This window comes from Ramlibacter sp. AN1133, assembly GCF_037890035.1.
Taxonomy (GTDB): Bacteria; Pseudomonadota; Gammaproteobacteria; order Burkholderiales; family Burkholderiaceae_C; genus Ramlibacter.
The window spans coordinates 48,773-64,457 of record NZ_JBBKTQ010000002.1 but is presented as its reverse complement, the minus strand read 5'-3'; the positions used below and the strand labels follow the sequence as shown (position 1 = coordinate 64,457).

At 69.1% G+C, this 15,685-nt stretch carries 16 protein-coding genes; 7 read left to right on the top strand and 9 right to left on the bottom strand.

Annotation, left to right across the window (positions count from 1 at the left end):
• Positions 1 to 33: 33 nt before the first annotated feature.
• On the top strand, positions 34 to 546 hold the full coding sequence (gene ssb, locus WG923_RS02810; RefSeq protein WP_340349409.1) for a single-stranded DNA-binding protein: 513 nt from the start codon (positions 34 to 36) through the stop codon (positions 544 to 546).
• A gap of 76 nt (positions 547 to 622) precedes the next feature.
• Here ssb and WG923_RS02805 read toward each other — a convergent pair whose 3' ends face one another.
• Both WG923_RS02805 and WG923_RS02800 read right to left on the bottom strand, forming a co-directional pair.
• A complete protein-coding gene (locus WG923_RS02805) occupies positions 623 to 949 on the bottom strand; it encodes a hypothetical protein (protein WP_340349408.1) in 327 nt (108 codons plus the stop codon).
• Positions 946 to 1,221, bottom strand: coding sequence for a DUF2277 domain-containing protein (locus WG923_RS02800; protein WP_340349407.1), 276 nt, complete (start codon positions 1,219 to 1,221; stop codon positions 946 to 948). The genes WG923_RS02805 and WG923_RS02800 overlap by 4 nt, the downstream gene beginning before the upstream one ends.
• A gap of 192 nt (positions 1,222 to 1,413) precedes the next feature.
• Between WG923_RS02800 and WG923_RS02795 the strand changes: the two genes are divergently transcribed.
• On the top strand, positions 1,414 to 3,276 hold the full coding sequence (locus WG923_RS02795) for an AI-2E family transporter (RefSeq protein ID WP_340349406.1): 1,863 nt from the start codon (positions 1,414 to 1,416) through the stop codon (positions 3,274 to 3,276).
• A gap of 21 nt (positions 3,277 to 3,297) precedes the next feature.
• Here the strand turns inward: WG923_RS02795 and WG923_RS02790 are convergent, their stop codons facing one another.
• The 6 genes from WG923_RS02790 to WG923_RS02765 all read right to left on the bottom strand — a co-directional run bounded on the left by WG923_RS02790 (position 3,298) and on the right by WG923_RS02765 (position 8,067).
• Complete coding sequence (locus WG923_RS02790; RefSeq protein WP_340349405.1) at positions 3,298 to 3,564, bottom strand: hypothetical protein; 267 nt, start codon at positions 3,562 to 3,564, stop codon at positions 3,298 to 3,300.
• A gap of 250 nt (positions 3,565 to 3,814) precedes the next feature.
• Positions 3,815 to 5,368 (bottom strand): amidohydrolase family protein, encoded by a 1,554-nt coding sequence (locus WG923_RS02785; protein ID WP_340349404.1) that lies wholly within the window; start codon positions 5,366 to 5,368, stop codon positions 3,815 to 3,817.
• A gap of 125 nt (positions 5,369 to 5,493) precedes the next feature.
• Positions 5,494 to 5,847, bottom strand: coding sequence for a DUF1428 domain-containing protein (locus WG923_RS02780; protein ID WP_340349403.1), 354 nt, complete (start codon positions 5,845 to 5,847; stop codon positions 5,494 to 5,496).
• A 146-nt stretch (positions 5,848 to 5,993) separates the two neighbouring features.
• The gene (locus WG923_RS02775) at positions 5,994 to 6,542 is read right to left on the bottom strand and encodes a DUF3280 domain-containing protein (RefSeq protein WP_340349402.1); all 549 of its coding nucleotides are present in this window, start codon (positions 6,540 to 6,542) and stop codon (positions 5,994 to 5,996) included.
• A gap of 14 nt (positions 6,543 to 6,556) precedes the next feature.
• Positions 6,557 to 6,922: a nuclear transport factor 2 family protein gene (locus tag WG923_RS02770; RefSeq protein ID WP_340349401.1), complete on the bottom strand. Its 366-nt coding sequence runs from the start codon at positions 6,920 to 6,922 to the stop codon at positions 6,557 to 6,559.
• A gap of 239 nt (positions 6,923 to 7,161) precedes the next feature.
• Entirely contained in the window at positions 7,162 to 8,067 is a 906-nt protein-coding gene (locus WG923_RS02765; protein ID WP_340349400.1) for a LysR family transcriptional regulator, read from the bottom strand.
• Between the two features lie 92 nt (positions 8,068 to 8,159).
• Between WG923_RS02765 and WG923_RS02760 the strand changes: the two genes are divergently transcribed.
• The 4 genes from WG923_RS02760 to WG923_RS02745 are packed head-to-tail and all read left to right on the top strand — an operon-like array spanning position 8,160 to position 13,707.
• Complete coding sequence (locus tag WG923_RS02760; protein WP_340349399.1) at positions 8,160 to 10,217, top strand: 4-oxalomesaconate tautomerase; 2,058 nt, start codon at positions 8,160 to 8,162, stop codon at positions 10,215 to 10,217.
• 17 nt (positions 10,218 to 10,234) lie between these two features.
• Positions 10,235 to 11,095, top strand: a complete 861-nt coding sequence (locus tag WG923_RS02755; protein ID WP_340349398.1) for an FAS1-like dehydratase domain-containing protein — start codon at positions 10,235 to 10,237, stop codon at positions 11,093 to 11,095.
• 36 nt (positions 11,096 to 11,131) lie between these two features.
• Positions 11,132 to 12,322 carry a CaiB/BaiF CoA transferase family protein gene (locus tag WG923_RS02750; RefSeq protein ID WP_340349397.1) on the top strand — a complete coding sequence of 397 codons (1,191 nt, stop codon included), beginning with the start codon at positions 11,132 to 11,134 and terminating at the stop codon, positions 12,320 to 12,322.
• A 38-nt stretch (positions 12,323 to 12,360) separates the two neighbouring features.
• A complete protein-coding gene (locus WG923_RS02745; protein ID WP_340349396.1) occupies positions 12,361 to 13,707 on the top strand; it encodes a class-II fumarase/aspartase family protein in 1,347 nt (448 codons plus the stop codon).
• A 28-nt stretch (positions 13,708 to 13,735) separates the two neighbouring features.
• On the opposite strand, the gene WG923_RS02740 is transcribed toward WG923_RS02745, so the two are convergent.
• A complete protein-coding gene (locus WG923_RS02740) occupies positions 13,736 to 14,647 on the bottom strand; it encodes a LysR family transcriptional regulator (RefSeq protein ID WP_340349395.1) in 912 nt (303 codons plus the stop codon).
• A 107-nt stretch (positions 14,648 to 14,754) separates the two neighbouring features.
• Here WG923_RS02740 and WG923_RS02735 point away from each other — a divergent pair, with 107 nt between their 5' ends.
• Positions 14,755 to 15,660: a pyridoxamine 5'-phosphate oxidase family protein gene (locus WG923_RS02735; RefSeq protein ID WP_340349394.1), complete on the top strand. Its 906-nt coding sequence runs from the start codon at positions 14,755 to 14,757 to the stop codon at positions 15,658 to 15,660.
• The last annotated feature ends 25 nt before the right edge of the window (positions 15,661 to 15,685 follow it).

Below are 15,685 nucleotides of genomic sequence, written 5' to 3'. Positions count from 1 at the left end.
AGGCCCGATAATCGACCCCTTAGAGGAGTTTCCATGGCATCCGTGAACAAGGTCATCATCGTCGGCAACCTGGGCAAGGACCCGGAGACGCGCACCTTCCCGAGCGGCGGTCGCGTCTGCAACGTCACGATCGCCACCTCCGAACGCTGGAAGGACAAGAACACCGGCGAAATGAAGGAACTGACCGAGTGGCATCGCGTCGTCTTCAACGACCGCCTGGCGGAAATCGCGGGCGAGTACCTGCGCAAGGGCTCGCAGGTGTACGTCGAAGGCAGCCTGCGCACCCGCAAGTGGACGGACAAGGACGGCGTCGAGAAGTACACCACCGAGATCCGCGCCGACGAAATGAAGATGCTGGGCAAGCGCGAAGGCATGGGCTCTCCCGGCGAGGACGAAGGCGGCTACGACAGCGCCCCGCGCCGGTCCGCGCCGGCGGCGAGCCGCGCACCCGCCGGCGGTGCAGCCGGTGGCGCCGGCGGTGGCCAGCGTCCGGCGTCCAAGCCCGCGAGCGGCTTCGACGACATGGACGACGACATTCCGTTCTGAAGTCCCGCCCCCCGTCGCCCGGCGCATGCCGCCGGGCATCACCGCGCGGGTCGCCGGTTGAAGCCTCGCCGCGGATCTACCGGAACTCCTCGCACTTCTTCGTGACCTCGGCGCTGCGGCGCAGGCGCGCATCGGCGCAGGCGGCGCGCGCCGCCTCCTGGCACGCGGTCGCGGCGCGGTCCTGGTCCTGCCGGCCCTGCATCCTGAGTCCGGGGATGACGAACGGCCGGAAGGTCCTGCCGCACTCGCCGCTGATGTTCGCGTCGCGGTGCTCGCGGGCGAGTTCGGTCACGATGTCCCAGGCGCGGTAGGCCACGTCGAAGGCGGGGGCCGGTGCCGGCGCCGGTGCGGCGACCGCCTCGCAAGCGAGGACGGCCAGGACGGCAAACGCCCGGCACGTCATCGCCGCCCGCCGAATCGAACGGCTGCACGTTCCCGGGCCTTGGCGGCCTCGGCCTCCCGCGTGCGAGGCTCCGCGCTGGTGACCAGCGACTGGATCAATGTCCGCGCCGATGCCGCAACTTCCTCGATCGCGCGCTCGAACGCCTCTTCGTTGGCCTTCGAGGGGACGGTGAAGCCGCTCAGCTTGCGCACGAACTGCAGCGATGCATCGCGAATCTCGAGTTCCGTCGCGGGGGGATCGAAGTTGAAGAGGGTCTTGATGTTCCGGCACATGGGCTGCTCCGCGCGTACGCTTCCGGGCCCATGGTACGGGGTGGGCGGGCACCTCGTCGGCGCAAACGCCGCGCGCCTGACGCGTGCACAATGGGCCGTCACCCGGCGGGTCCGTCCCCGCCGCCGCAGCGCAAGGTCGGGATTCCGCTCCGCCCGGTGTCCACCACTCGCCTCACAGACCGGAGTTGCTCGATGCGCGATCATCCATCGCACCAGGGAACGCGCGCCGGCCAGATCGTTGCAGCCACCTGCGTCCTTGCGCTGCTCTACCTCGGGCGCGACTTTCTCGCGCCGCTGGCCCTGGCTTCCGTGCTGAGCCTCGTGCTGGCACCCTTGAAGCGCAGGATCGCCCGCAGCGGCTTCGGCCACACCGCGGGCGCCCTCCTCTCGGTGCTCCTGGTGGGCTCCTGCATGGCATGGGTCGCCGTGGTGCTCGCCTCGCAGGTGGCCGACGTCGCCGCTGACCTGCCGCAGTACAAGCAGGAGGTGCGCTCCAAGCTGGAACACGTGCGCGACATGACCATCCGGCCGCTGGAGCGCATGGAAGCGGAACTCGGCGGCGTGCTGCCCCAGGAGCCCATCGTCACCGGCAGCCGCCAGCGCCCGCGGCCCGCGGCTTCCCCCGCCGCCCCGCCGCTGCCCGTGCAGATCCGGGACGAGCGTGCCTCGGCCACCGACACGCTGGGCCGCGTCTTCTCCACGCTGTGGGGCCCGCTGGGCCAGGCCGGCATCGTGCTGGTGCTGCTCGTGTTCATCCTGCTGGAGCACGAAGGCCTGCGGGACCGGATGATCCGCCTGGCCGGCGAGGCGGAGGCCGGCCGCACGATGCAGGCGCTGGAAGACGCGGCGCAAGGCGTTTCGCGCTTCTTCCTCTCGCAGTTCGTGGTGAACGCGACCTTCGGGGCGGTGCTCGGCATCGCGCTGTGGCTGGTCGGCATTCCGCACGCGGCGCTGTGGGGCGCGCTCGGCGGACTGGCGCGCTTCGTTCCCTACGTGGGGGCGCTGGGCGCCGGCACGGCGATCGCCGCGTTCGCGGCGGCGGTCGACCCGGGCTGGGCGCTGGTGTTCTGGAGCGTCGGGATCTTCCTGGTGCTCGAAGTTCTCGTCGCCCACCTGGTGGAGCCGCAGGTCTACGGCTACAGCACCGGCCTGGCGCCACTGGGCGTGATCGTCTCCGCCCTGTTCTGGGGGGCGCTGTGGGGGCCGGTCGGCCTGCTGCTGTCGACGCCCCTGACCCTGTGCCTGGTCGTCGCGGGGCGGCACGTGCGCGCGCTCGCGCCGGTGTCGGTCCTGTTCGGCGAGGCGCCCGGGCTCACCGCGGGCTTGCGCCTGTACCAGCGCGCGCTCTCGGGCGAGCCCCGCGAGATCGCGGCCGCCGCCCGCGACTACCTGCGCCGCAGCAACTTCGCCCGCTATTGCGACCAGATCCTCCTGCCCGGGCTTGCATTGGCGGCGGCCGATTTCGGTGCCGGGCGGATCGGCTCGGAGCAGCACGAACGCGTGCGCCGCACGATCGTCACGGTCGCCGAGTCGCTGGCGGCGGTGAAGCCGCACGAAGGGGCGAGCCGCGGACGGCGCTCGACCTCGCTGCTGGACGGGAATTTCGGCGCCCACGTCCGCCAGCTGCGCGACGACGGGCTCGGCCGCTGGCGCGGAGCCCTGGGCGGGCCGACGGGGACCGTGGTGCTGTGCGTGGGCAACGGATCGGAACGCGACCACCTGCTCACCGACCTGCTGGTGCAGGCGCTGCGCGACGAAGGCATCGCCTCGCGCAATGTGTCGCTCGGGTCCGGTGCGGAGTTGCTCAGCGCGTCGGAACTGCGGTCGGTGGCGACCGTCGTCCTCACGGCTCCGCTGGAGGACGACCAGGCGGTGTGGGAACGGGTGGCGCTGGAGTTGCGCGTCACGCTGCCGCAGGCGATCGTGCTGACGGTGCGCCTGCCGCTGGAAGACGGGGTGTCCGACGAAGAGGATGTCGGCGCCCACGTGGACCTCGTGGTGCGATCGTTTTCGGAGGCCGTGGCCTTCGTGATCGCCGACCGCAAGGCCCCCTAGGCGCGGGCGCCCGCGCGCAGTTCACTTGCGTGAAGCGGCTCCCCGCGCGGCAGGATGATCTCCCCCCTTGCGCCTGGCAAGGATGTCGCCCGGCCGATCCTTCGTCGCACCGGTGGGCCCGGTCGCGAGGCTCGGGCCCGCGGGGTGGCCATAGAAGGCCGCTGCATAGTCGTAGCCTTGCGAGGCGATGACGCGGCGGGCGACGATGGCAGGGTGCTCGCCGTTGCCGTCGGCCTGGGCCAGTGGCGTTGCGGCCATGAAGGCCATGGCGATGAACGCGATTCTCATTGTGGGTTTCCTGGAGTGTTGAAGGACAGCGCAACTCCGGGAAAGGCCTCCCGAACGCATGCCGCTCCCTCGCGTGGAGGGGGAAAGAGCGAGTTCACCAATGGACTGGTGCGCACTCGCGAATCCCGATTATCCCGATCCGGCCGGCACGGGTGTCTGAGCAGGATCATGTGACCGCCACTGCGGGGAGGCGCCGGGAGCGCTGGACGCGTGCCGCGCACCCCTTCGCAGGCGGCCGCCGCCGGCAGCGTCAACCGGGACGGAACAGGTTCTGCGGGATGCCCGCCGCGTTGAAGAGGTAGTCGCGCGAGGCTTCCAGGTCCCGGCGCAGCCTGCGCAGGTCGACGTCGAGCAGCGTGCCCTTCCACTTGCGTACCTTGCCGGCGACGATCACCGTCTCGACGTTCGAGCGCTCCATCAGCGAGACCACGGCACCCGGCACGACGTTGAGCGGCGCCACGTTGATCGCCTCGGCGTCGAGGATGATGATGTCGGCCTCCTTGCCCGGCGTGAGCGAGCCGGTCTTGCGATCCAGCCGCAGGTCGCGCGCGCCTTCCATGGTGGCAAAGCGCAGCACATCGCGCGTGGTCAGCAGCTCCGGCAGGCCGGGTGGGTTGTTCTGCTCCAGCGCCATCTGGTTGACGAAGGCCCTCTGCAAGGCCATGGCGCCGCGCATCTGGGTGAACATGTCCGCCGTCAGGGTGCATTCCACGTCCACGCTCAGCGAGGGCTGGATGCCCAGGGACAGCGTCTTGAGGATGGGCGGCATCCCGTGGCGCATGTTCATCTCGATCGGGACGGCGAGCGAGACAGCCGCGCCGGCATCCTTCACCTTCTGCCAGCTCATGTCGGACATCCCGGTCATGTGGATGAACAGGTTGTCGGGGCCGAACTGGTTGGCTGCGGCGAGCGCATCGAAGGTCGGCGCCATGCCGAAGGGGCCGACGATGTGCGCGGCCACCTGCAGGCCGAGCTGGCGCCCGAGGGTCCAGGCTGCCTCGAAGCCGGGCAGGTAGATCTCGCCGCCCATGATCATGGACAGGAGCTGGTCGTCGGAGCTGAAATACTGCGACCTGATGCGCGCAGCGTCCCGTGGATACTGGTTGCCGGGGACATTGCCCGCGCTCTCGAAGTAGCCGAACACGCTGCGCCGGCCCGAGTCGGCCAGGCCCTTGATCGCGGCGTCGGAGTGCTGCGGCGAGTGGTGGATCTGGGAGACGTCGTGCACCGTCGTGACACCCGCGTCGATCTGGCTGAGCGCGCCGAACAGCTCGTTGATGTAGACGTCCTGCGGCCGGTACACCGGAGCGAACCTGCCGAGGACGTAATCGAAGTAGTTGATGGCGCCGTGCGGCTTGCCGTCGTTGAGCAGCAGGCCGTCGGCCAGGAAGCTGCGCAGCGCGGTCTCGAACTGGTGGTGGTGCGTATCGACGAACCCCGGCATCACGATCTTGCCGCGGGCGTCGATCGGGGTGCCGAACGCCGGCAGGTGCGGCCCGACGGCGAGGATCTTCCTTCCTTCGACCAGCACGTCGGCCTGGACGAAATCGCCCACGTTCGGGTCCATGGACATGACGTGGCCGCCCTTGATGACATAGCGCCGTCCATCGCGGCCGCTCTCCCCGGGGGGGTCATCGTTGCCCGGAGCCGCAGCAGCGCGCTCGGCGAACAGGCCCAGCCCGGCCGCCGAAGCGGCGGCGCCCGCCGCCCCCGCCTTCAGGAAATTGCGCCGCGAATAGCCTGGAGAAGCGCCCGGTGAATCGAGATGGTCTTGCGGCCTGCCTTGATCGCACAGTCGGCACATGGGGAGGTCTCCTCCGATGCGGAGTCGTCCGGGGTGGCGACGCCTGGGGCGCATTCATAGATGCAGTGATCCAGGGAGTAAAGCAGTGTTACATCGAGAAGGGAAATAAACGGTCCCGAACGACTTCAAGCCCTCTCGTCAAAGATGGGCTGGAACCCGCCGAAGATCATCCGCCTGGCGTCGAACGGCATGTCCATCTCCTTCATCCGGGGGTCGTCCTTCATCCGCCGGTAAACCTCGTCGCGGACCTCCTTCGACGGATATTCGATCCATGAGAACACGATGGTCTCGTCGTCCTTCGCCTGCACCGAGCGCTTGAAGTCGGTCAGCTTTCCGTCCGGCACATCGTTGCCCCAGCACTCCACGTGGCGCGTGGCGCCGAACTCCTTGAACAGTAGCCAGGCCTTGGCCGCGGACGCGCGATACGCATCCTTGTTGGCGGTCGGGACGGCCAGTACGAATCCATCGACGTAAGCCATGGCGTTCTCCTGCGATAAAGGGAACGCCATGCTGCAGAAGCGCGCAAGACGCTGTCAACCTCATGAACGGGCCGTGGAGCATGCACGCTGCAGGGGTCTGCCTGCGGCCATCCGCGGCATTCACGCCGCCGCGACCCACACCGGATCTATTGCCCGTATCCCGGATGGATCGAGCGCTTCTCGGCCATGTCGCGCACGAGGTAGCGAACGGCACGCCTCCAGGATTCGTCTTCGTTGCCGCGCATGTCCACCGACTTGCTGAAGATGACCTTGCCGGCAGGCACGTCGAAGATCTGGACGTTGAAGTTGAGGATCAGCTCGCTGACCTTCTGCACCCACGGGGTCATGACGAGATCGACGCCGAGCTGGCGTCCGACCTGCGCGGCGCAGTCGTCGCAGCGATAGAAGAACTCCTGCTGGGCTCGCAGATGCTCCTGCAGTGCCTGGGCAGGACCTGGGTCGACAACCCGGTAGAGCCCACGCTCCCCCAGCTCCTTGCGAAGCTGGAGCAAGGCATCGCGCAGGCGAACTTCCTGGGCGGCCTTCGTCGCCGGATTGTTCTGGTCGTCGAGAAGTTCGATCTGCAGCACCGCGATGCTCCGCGGCCCGGGCGGCGGCGCGGGAGCCTGCGCGAATGCGCGCGGCGGGCCGAACAGGAGAGCGGCCACCGATGCCACCACCGTCCTGCGCTGCATGACCGGTACCGTCGCTACTCGGGAGACGCGTAGTGCACGTAGGACTCGCGGACCAGGCCGTCCGCGTCGAAGAACAGCACCTCGACGACATGCGTGCCTGTGATGCCCTTGTAGTGGATCGCAATGCTGTCGACGCCGCGCAGCACGTCGAGCACGGTGAACTTGATGTGATCGAAGACTTCGAAGCCCTTCTTCACGTAGGCGCGCAGCGCCGCCTTGCCATGCACGGTGCCGCTGGGGTCGTGGCTCAGCCGCGCAACCAGCGGGGAGTGGAAGATGACGTCGTTGGTGTAGAACGCCAGCACGCGATCGAGGTCCTTCGACTCGAACGCGGCGACCCAGCGCTCCACGTAGTCAGCCGTCTTCTCCATCGTCAGCATCAGCGTCTCCTTGGTAGCGGGTTGCCGCGGCCCGATCCAGGCCGAGTGTCGATCAAGTGTGGCACGTGCCACGCCGCAGGCGTCAGTGTTCAGGCCGGGACTGCCGCTCGCGCCTGTTCCATCATAGAGAAACTCTTCGCGCGACACCACTTGCCGGGGCCTCGCGCCTGGGCTCACGAGGTCCTGGTCCCGGACCCTCGCCAGCCCGCTGCGGACCTTAGGAGTCTGCGCGCAGACTCCTAGCTTCGACGCCGCCCCTTGATCTGCTCGAAGAGGTCATAGAGCTGCTGCGCCGCCGGCGACAGCGTGCGTCCGCGGCGCCGGATCAGGCCCACCTTGCGATGCACCACCGGATCCACGAGCGGAATGCTGACGAGGATCGGATGTTCCTTGCCGGGCATCGCCATGGCGGGTACGGCAGCAACCCCCAGCCCCGCCTCGACGAGGCCCAGCGCGGTGGTGACGTGCTCGGCCTCGTAGATGGCCTGCGGTCGCTTCGCGACGCCGGCCAGCGCCTGGTCCAGCACGACCCGGTTGCCGGAAGACCGACCCACCGACACGTAGTCGTGGTCGCTCAGCTGCGCCCAGCTCACGCGGCGGTGCCTGGCCAGTGGGTGATCGCGCCGGCAGGCCGCGACGAAGCGCTCCTCCACCAGCGGCTTGAACTCCAGGTCGCCCTCCTGGGCGCCGATGAAGTTCAGCCCGAAGTCCGCCTCGCTGCGGGCGACCGCGGCCAGCACTTCGTTGGCGCCCGCGTCGAGCACCTTCACGCGCACGCGCGGGGACTGCTCGTGGTACAGGCGGATCACGTGCGACAGGTAGTAGTACACGGTGGAAGGCACGCAGGCCACCGTGACCTCGCCCATCCGCGTGGCCGTGCCTCCCCGGATGCCCACCAGGGTCGCGTCGAGGTCGTCCAGCAGTTCACGCACCTTGCGTTCGAAGTCGCGTCCGACGGCGGTGAGCGAGACGCGCCGCGTGTTGCGCTCCAGCAGCCGCACGCCCAGGGCCTGCTCCAGCTTGTCGATGCGGCGGCTGAAAGCCGGCTGCGACAGGTGCACCGCCTCGGCGGCCTTGCGGAAATTGCTGAGCTCCGCGACGGTGCGGAAGGCCACCAGGTCGTTCAGGTCGAAGTTCATGGCCACGGCTGGGCCCTCCATTCAGTGATGTGCGCAGAGCATCAGTTGATCTTAAAGATGCAATTCACTTTGGCAATGCCGGAACGGATCATCCACCCATGCAACGAATGATCCCCTGCGTCCTGATGCGTGCCGGCACGTCGAGAGGGCCGTTCTTCCTGCGCGAGTGGCTGCCGGCCGACGACACGGCCCGCGACGAGGCCCTCATCGGCGCGATCGGCGCCTCGGACCTCCTGCAGGTCGACGGGGTCGGCGGCGGCAGCACGCTGACCAGCAAGGTCGCCATCGTCTCCCGGTCTTCGCAGCCAGGGTGCGACGTCGACTACCTGTTTGCCCAGGTCGGCGTGGGCCAGAAGTCGGTCGACACGCGGCCGAACTGCGGGAACATGCTCTCGGGCGTTGCTCCGTTCGCCATCGAGCAGGGGCTGGTGCCGGCCCACGACGGGGAAACCACGGTCCGCGTGTTCAACGTGAACACCCGCTCCCGCATCGACGTCACGGTGCAGACCCCCGGCCGCAGGGTGCGCTACGACGGCGACACCGGAATCGACGGGGTGGCCGGCACGGCAGCGCCCATCCGCCTGAACTTCCTCGACGCCTGGGGCGCGGTCACGGGCTCGCTGTTTCCCACCGGGCACCGCATTGACACCATCGACGGCATCGAAGTGAGCTGCATCGATGCCGCGATGCCACTGGTGATCCTGCGCGCCCGCGACCTTGGCTTGAGCGGACGCGAATCGCCCGCGCAACTCGATGCCGACACCGCGCTGCTGGCCCGCATCGAGGCGATCCGCCGCGCGGCCGGCGAGGCCATGGGCCTCGGCGACGTGTCCGGCAGCGTCGTTCCGAAGCCGGTGATCGCGAGCGACGGCGACGGTGCGGACAGCATCACGTCCCGCTACTTCACGCCGCGCCGCTGCCACGCATCGCATGCCGTCACCGGGGCGATCGGCGTGGCCACCGCCTTCGCATTGCCCGGCACGGTCATCAGCAGCGGTGCGCGCCGCCCGGGCGTGCGCTCCATCGCCGTGCTGCATCCGCAAGGGCGCATCGAGGTCGAAGTGGCCGTCGAGGGCGTCGGCGACGAGGCGCGCGTGCAGCGCGCCGCGCTCGTGCGCACCGCCCGCAAGATCCTGCAGGGCGACCTGCACCTCCCACCCTACGTGTTCTCGAAAGATCCTGAAGGAGACAAACCCATGAAGCGCCTGCTTGCCCCTGCCCTGGCCGCCGCCCTGGCCACGGCCGCCCCGATGGCCCTGGCCTACCCCGACAAGCCGATCACGATCGTGGTGCCCACCGCGCCCGGCGGCGGCAACGACGCCATGGCGCGAATCATCGGCCAGAAGCTCGGGCCCCTGCTGGGCCAGACGGTGATCGTCGACAACCGGGCCGGCGCGAACGGCGCGATCGCGAGCGAGTTCGCGGCGCGTGCGACGCCCGATGGCCACACGATCATGTTCGGCTACATCGCCACGCACGCCATGAATCCGGCGCTGCAGAAGCTGCGCTACGACCCGGTGGCCGACTTCGCGCCGGTGGGCCTGGTCGGCTATTCGCCGACGCTCATGGTGGCCAATACCTCGGTGCAGATCAAGGACGTGAAGGACCTGGTCGCACAGCTGAAGGCCAAGCCGGACCGGTACACCTACGCTTCGGCGGGCAACGGCACGGCGCCCCACTTCGCGGCGGAGCTGTTCAAGCTGAACGCGGGTGTCGTGATGCTGGGTGTCCCCTACAAGGGGTCCGCGCCTGCGATCACGGACACCATCGGCGGCCAGACGCAGTTCATGTTCCCGAGCCTGTATACCGCCCTGCCGCACGTGAAGGCCGGCAAGCTGCGCGCCCTGGCCGTGGCGGGGCCGCAGCGCTCTGCGCTCCTGCCCGACGTCCCGACGCTGAAGGAAGCCGGCGTCGACGGGGTCGACGTGCGGCAATGGTACGGATTCTTCGTGCCGGCCAGGACGCCCAGGCCCATCGTGGAGCAGATCAACAAGGCCTTGAACAAGGTGCTGGCCGACAAGGAGGTGGTCAAGCGCCTGGCCGAACACGGGGCCGACGTCCAGGCGAGCACCCCCGAGGAGTTCGGCGCGCTCGTCAAGAGCGAGCTCGCCAAGTGGAAGAGCGTGGTGCAGCGCGCCAGGCTGACCGCCGACTGATGCAGGAAAGCCGGGACATGCAAACCTCGCTCGACGACCTGCAGGCCTGGATCGGCCGCACCGAAACGGTCCGCGACAGCATTGGCGCGACGCCCGTCAGGGCACTGGATGCAACGCTGGACCATCCGGCGCGGCCTGTGGAGCAAGGGACGGCACTGCCTGCCTTGTGGCATTGGCTGTACTTCCTGCCCTTGCATCGCCAAAGCGAGATCGGGCCCGACGGACACGCCAGGCGGGGGGGCTTCCTGCCGCCGGTGCCGCTGCCGCGGCGCATGTGGGCTGGCAGCCAGTTCGAATTCCGCTCGCCGGTGCGCGTGGGCGACGCGGTGGAGCGGACGTCGACGATCGCCGATGTGTCGGTGAAGGAAGGTCGCACGGGCAAGCTCGTTTTCGTCAAGGTGCGGCACGAGCTGCGCTGCAACGGTGCGACGGACCCGGCCATCGTGGAGTTCCACGACATCGTCTACCGGGAGGCCAGGCGGCCCGACGACGTCGAGCCGCCGCCGCAGCGCGCCGAGGCCGGTGCGGCCTGGCGACGGGAAATCGTTCCCGACGATGTGCTGCTGTTTCGCTACTCGGCCCTGACCTTCAACGGCCACCGCATCCACTACGACCGCAGGTACGTGACCGAAGTCGAGGGCTACCCCGGACTGATCGTGCACGGCCCGCTCATCGCCACGCTCCTGATGGACCTGGTGCGCCGGCAGATGCCGCAGGCCGAGGTCGCGAGCTTCCGCTTCAAGGCGGTGCGGCCGACCTTCGACCTGAACCCGTTCCACGTCAACGGGCAGCCCGGGCCGGACGGCAGGACCGTGCGGCTGTTTGCCTCGGACCACGAGGGCTGGCTGACCATGGACGCCACTGCAGTCCTGCGCTGACCGTTCGACGAATCCATCCGGAAGGAAACGATCACCATGCAGCCGCTGAAGGGCCTGACCGTCGTCACCCTCGAACACGCCATCGCCGCGCCCCTCGCCACGCGCCACCTGGCGGACCTGGGTGCCCGGGTCATCAAGATCGAGCGCCCGGGTTCGGGCGACTTCGCCCGCGGGTACGACCAGCGGGTGCGGGGCCTGGCCTCGCACTTCGTCTGGACCAATCGGTCCAAGGAGAGCCTGACCCTCGACGTCAAGCATCCCGAGGCCGCGAAGGTGCTGGAGCGGCTGGTGATCGAGAAGGCGGACGTGGTCGTGCAGAACCTCGCCCCCGGCGCGGCGGCCCGCCTGGGACTGGGGTATGAGAGCCTCTCCAGGCGCAAGCCGGCGCTCATCGTGTGCGACATCTCCGGCTACGGTGACGATCCGGCCCGTCCCGGACCGTACCGGGACAAGAAGGCCTACGACCTGCTGATCCAGAGCGAGGCGGGCTTCGTCTCGGTCACGGGAACGCCGCAAGAGCCCTGCAAGGCGGGTCCCTCGATCGCGGACATCGCGGCGGGCATGTATGCCTACACCAGCATCCTGGCGGCCCTGCTGCAGCGCGCGCAGACGGGCCAGGGCCAGAGGATCGACATCTCCATGCTGGAATCCCTGGCCGAATGGACCAGCTACCCGCTGTACTACGCATTCGAAGGCGCCGAGCCGCCGCCGCGCACCGGTGCGAGCCACGCGACGATCTACCCTTACGGCCCCTTTCCGGCCGGCGATGGCGGCACGGTGATGCTGGGCCTGCAGAACGAGCGGGAGTGGGTCGCGTTCTGCGAGAAGGTCCTGCGGCAACCGGCCCTTGCCACCGATCCGCGGTTCACCGCCAACTACAAGCGGGTGGCCGAGCGGGAGGCACTGCGCGCAATCATCGTGGCGGCGTTCGCGTCGCTGAGCGTCGCGCAGGTGCTCGAACGGCTGGAGGCCGCGCAGATTGCGAACGCCCAGGTCAACACGATGCGGGACGTCTGGGGGCATCCGCAGCTGAAGGCGCGGGGCCGCTGGACCGAAGTCGGCTCGCCGCAAGGGCCGCTGCCCGCCATGCTGCCGCCCGGAAGCTGGGACGTGGCCCCTCGCATGGACCCCGTCCCCGCCCTGGGCGAGCACACCGACGCCATCCTGGCGGAGCTGGGCTACACCGCCGGCGACGTCGAAGCCCTGCGCTCCGCGCAGGCGGTCTGACGGGCACCTTCCAATTTCGCACCAGAAAGAGACATCCCATGGCTTCCACCATCATCGATTCGCGCATCTTCGGCGACATGTTCAGCGACGCACGCATGCGCGATGTCTGGTCCGACGAAAACCGCACCGCCAAGTATCTGGACATCGAGCGGGCCCTGGCCAAGGTGCAAGGCGCCCTCGGGATCATCCCGAAGGAGGCGGCCGCCGAGATCGTGAAGAACTGCGAGCTGTCGCAGATCGACTGGACGCAGCTCAAGGCCAGGACCGAGCAGATCGGCTATCCGATCATCGCGGTGGTCAACCAGATCAACGCCAACTGCCGCGACGGCCTGGGGGAGTTCTGCCACTGGGGCGCGACCACCCAGGACATCACCGACACCGCCGCCGTGCTGCAGATGCGGGAAGGCCTCGCGCTGGTGGAGCAGGACCTCGACGAGATCGGCGAAGCACTGGCCGCCCTCGCGCGCAAGTACCGGGACACGCCTGTGATCGGGCGCTCCAACCTGCAGCAGGCCACGCCGATCACCTTCGGCTACAAGATGGCCGCGATCCTGGCCGGCATCGACCGCCATCGCGAGCGGCTGCAGCAATTGAAGCCCAGGGTGCTCATGGGGGAGTTCGGCGGCGCCTCGGGAACGCTGTCGTCGCTGGAGCGCGGCGCGATGGAGACCCAGGCCGCCCTGATGAAGGAACTCGGCCTGGCGCAACCGCTGATCTCCTGGCACACCGTGCGCGACACCATCGCGGAGGTGGGCGCCTTCCTGGCCCTGGTGGGCGGCTCGCTCGGCAAGATCGCCATGGACGTCAAGCTGATGATGCAGACCGAGGTCGGCGAAGTGTTCGAGCCCTTCGCGCCGGGCCGCGGCTCGTCGTCCACGATGCCGCAGAAGCGCAATCCCATCTCCTGCCTGTACATCCACGCCAACATCTCGGTGGCGCGCCAGCATGCCGCCGCTTTGATGGATGCGATGGTCGCCGATCACGAGCGCTCGACCGGGCCCTGGGAAATCGAATGGGTGGCCCTGCCCGAGATCTTCTGCCTGCTGTCCGGCGCGCTCAAGCAGGCGAAATTCATCCTCAAGGGCCTGGAGGTCGACGCCACGCGCATGCGAGCCAACATCGACATGACGAACGGCCTCGTCATGTCGGAGGCCGTGATGATGGGCCTGGGTCCCTACATCGGCCGCGAGGTTGCGCACGACCTGGTGTACGACCTCTGCCGCCAGGCCGTCGCCGAGGACCGCCCGCTGATCGACATCCTGGCGTCCCATGCGGAAATCTCGAAGCACGTCACGCGCGCGCAGCTCGAGGCGTTCTGCGATCCGGCCAGGAACCTGGGCCAGGCCGCCGTGATGGTCGATCGCGTGCTCGCAGCGCGCACCTGAGCGCTTGCGGCGCACCGGGCGGCAGGCCTCAAGGTGCGGCGCCGCGTGATGCGCGGCGGAAGCGCGTGAGCTCCTGCAGGGCAAACTCGATGAACGACCGCGTGCGCGCCGGCAGCAGCCGCGCATGCGGGTACACGATGCTGATCGGGCGCGGCGGCAGCTCGAAATCCTCCAGCACGACGCGCAGCTGCCTGCGTTCGACCAGGGGCTCGACCTGGTAGGAGAAGAACATGCCGAAGCCGGCGCCTTCGGCGCAGGCCTGCACCGCCGGCCAGACGTGGTTGAACTCGAGGTTGCCGCTCACGGGCACCTGGAACACGCGCCCGTTCTCCCGGAAGTCGCCCCACCCGGTGCGCCCCGGCAGGACCCGGATGCAGTTCAGCCCCTGCAGCTCGCGCGGGTGCCGCGGCACGCCGGAGCGCCGCAGCAGGGCGGGGGTGGCGACCACCACCCGGCGCACTTCCCCGAGCGGCCGCGCGACGAGCGACGAGTCCTCCAGCGGGCCGATGCGGATCCCGAGGTCCAGCCCCTCTTCCAGCAGGTTCACCACGCGATCGAGGAGCAGCGTGGTGCAGCGCATGCCGGGGTGGCGCTGCACGAAGCGCGTGACCACCGGCGCCACGTACATCTGGCCGAACAGCACGGGCGCGGTGAGGTGCAGGTGCCCCGCGGGTGCGGAGGCCTCGGCGCTGAGGGCGGCCTCCGCTTCCTGCAGGGCGGTGAGGATGTGCCGCGAACGTTCGAGGTGCTGCCGCCCTTCGTCGGTGAGCGTGATGCGCCGCGTCGTGCGCTGGAACAGCCGCACGCCCAGCTCGCGCTCGTAGCCGGCCAGCGACCGCACGACCGCCGGCAGCGAGGTGCCGAGCGAGCGCGCCGCTGCCGTCAGGCTGCCCGCGTCGGCGATCGCGACGAAGGTCTGCATGGCGCGGAACCTGTCCATCGGTTCATATTACTGCGCGAAGTGGAGCAGTGTCCTGCGGGATGCACCATTGATGCCGCCGCCCGCAGCAAACAGAATCGGCCGCACCGTCCAAGAAGGAGCAGCCGATGAACGCCCCAGCCTGGCATGCCGGAGAGCAGGAACTGCATCGCGGGCAAGGGATCGCGGCCCGCATGGCGGAAGTCGGCACGCGCGTGCTGCGCGACCACATGCCCGAGCAGCATCGTGCGTTCTTCGCCGAACTGCCGGTGGTGTATGCGGGGCTGGTCGATGGCTCGGGGCAGCCGTGGGCCTCGCTGCTGGCCGGCGCGCCGGGCTTCGTCTCCTCGCCCACGCCGCAAGCGCTGCGGATCGAGGCGCGAGCGCAGCAGGGGGATCCCGTCGGGGCTTCGTGGCGCGAAGGCGCACCGGTCGCGTTGCTCGGCCTGCAGGCCGAGACCGGCCGGCGCAACCGCATGAACGGCCGGATCGTCGCCGACCGCGACGGTGCGTTCGAGGTCGCCGTGGGCCAGAGCTTCGGCAACTGCCCGAAGTACATCCATCCACGGCGGGCGGTGCACGTGCCTTCGGAGGCACCCGGCGAGGTGACGACAGGCGACAGGCTCGACGAGGCGGCGTTGCGCATCGTGCGGGGCGCGGACACCTTCTTCATCGCCAGCGCACATCCCGAGGCAGCGCGCTCCCGCAACTCCGCGGAGGGTGTGGACGTATCGCATCGCGGCGGGCCCGCCGGTTTCGTGCGGGTGCAGGCCGATGGCGCGCTGCTGGCGCCGGACTATCCCGGCAACATGTTCTTCAACACGCTCGGCAACCTGCAGCTCGAACCGCGTTGCGGCTTGCTGTTGCTGGATTTCCGCAGTGGCGAACGCCTGCACCTCGCCTGCCGCGCCAGCCTGCTGACCGATGCCGCGCACATCGGCCAATGGGCCGGCGCACTGCGCGTGCTGCGCTTCCAGGTGGAGCGCATGGTGCGGGTCGCGCAAGGGCTGCCCCTGCGCTGGCAGCAGGGGTGAGCGGCCAGGGCCCTTGCGGCCCGAA

Excerpts from the sequence above, each read along its gene's own strand:
- ssb (WP_340349409.1), top strand. The coding sequence starts at position 34 with ATGGCATCCGTGAACAAGGTCATCATCGTCGGCAACCTGGGCAAGGAC.
- WG923_RS02805 (WP_340349408.1), bottom strand. The coding sequence starts at position 949 with ATGACGTGCCGGGCGTTTGCCGTCCTGGCCGTCCTCGCTTGCGAGGCG.
- WG923_RS02800 (WP_340349407.1), bottom strand. The coding sequence starts at position 1,221 with ATGTGCCGGAACATCAAGACCCTCTTCAACTTCGATCCCCCCGCGACG.
- WG923_RS02795 (WP_340349406.1), top strand. The coding sequence starts at position 1,414 with ATGCGCGATCATCCATCGCACCAGGGAACGCGCGCCGGCCAGATCGTT.
- WG923_RS02790 (WP_340349405.1), bottom strand. The coding sequence starts at position 3,564 with ATGAGAATCGCGTTCATCGCCATGGCCTTCATGGCCGCAACGCCACTG.
- WG923_RS02785 (WP_340349404.1), bottom strand. The coding sequence starts at position 5,368 with ATGTGCCGACTGTGCGATCAAGGCAGGCCGCAAGACCATCTCGATTCA.
- WG923_RS02780 (WP_340349403.1), bottom strand. The coding sequence starts at position 5,847 with ATGGCTTACGTCGATGGATTCGTACTGGCCGTCCCGACCGCCAACAAG.
- WG923_RS02775 (WP_340349402.1), bottom strand. The coding sequence starts at position 6,542 with ATGCAGCGCAGGACGGTGGTGGCATCGGTGGCCGCTCTCCTGTTCGGC.
- WG923_RS02770 (WP_340349401.1), bottom strand. The coding sequence starts at position 6,922 with ATGCTGACGATGGAGAAGACGGCTGACTACGTGGAGCGCTGGGTCGCC.
- WG923_RS02760 (WP_340349399.1), top strand. The coding sequence starts at position 8,160 with ATGCAACGAATGATCCCCTGCGTCCTGATGCGTGCCGGCACGTCGAGA.
- WG923_RS02755 (WP_340349398.1), top strand. The coding sequence starts at position 10,235 with ATGCAAACCTCGCTCGACGACCTGCAGGCCTGGATCGGCCGCACCGAA.
- WG923_RS02750 (WP_340349397.1), top strand. The coding sequence starts at position 11,132 with ATGCAGCCGCTGAAGGGCCTGACCGTCGTCACCCTCGAACACGCCATC.
- WG923_RS02745 (WP_340349396.1), top strand. The coding sequence starts at position 12,361 with ATGGCTTCCACCATCATCGATTCGCGCATCTTCGGCGACATGTTCAGC.
- WG923_RS02740 (WP_340349395.1), bottom strand. The coding sequence starts at position 14,647 with ATGGACAGGTTCCGCGCCATGCAGACCTTCGTCGCGATCGCCGACGCG.
- WG923_RS02735 (WP_340349394.1), top strand. The coding sequence starts at position 14,755 with ATGAACGCCCCAGCCTGGCATGCCGGAGAGCAGGAACTGCATCGCGGG.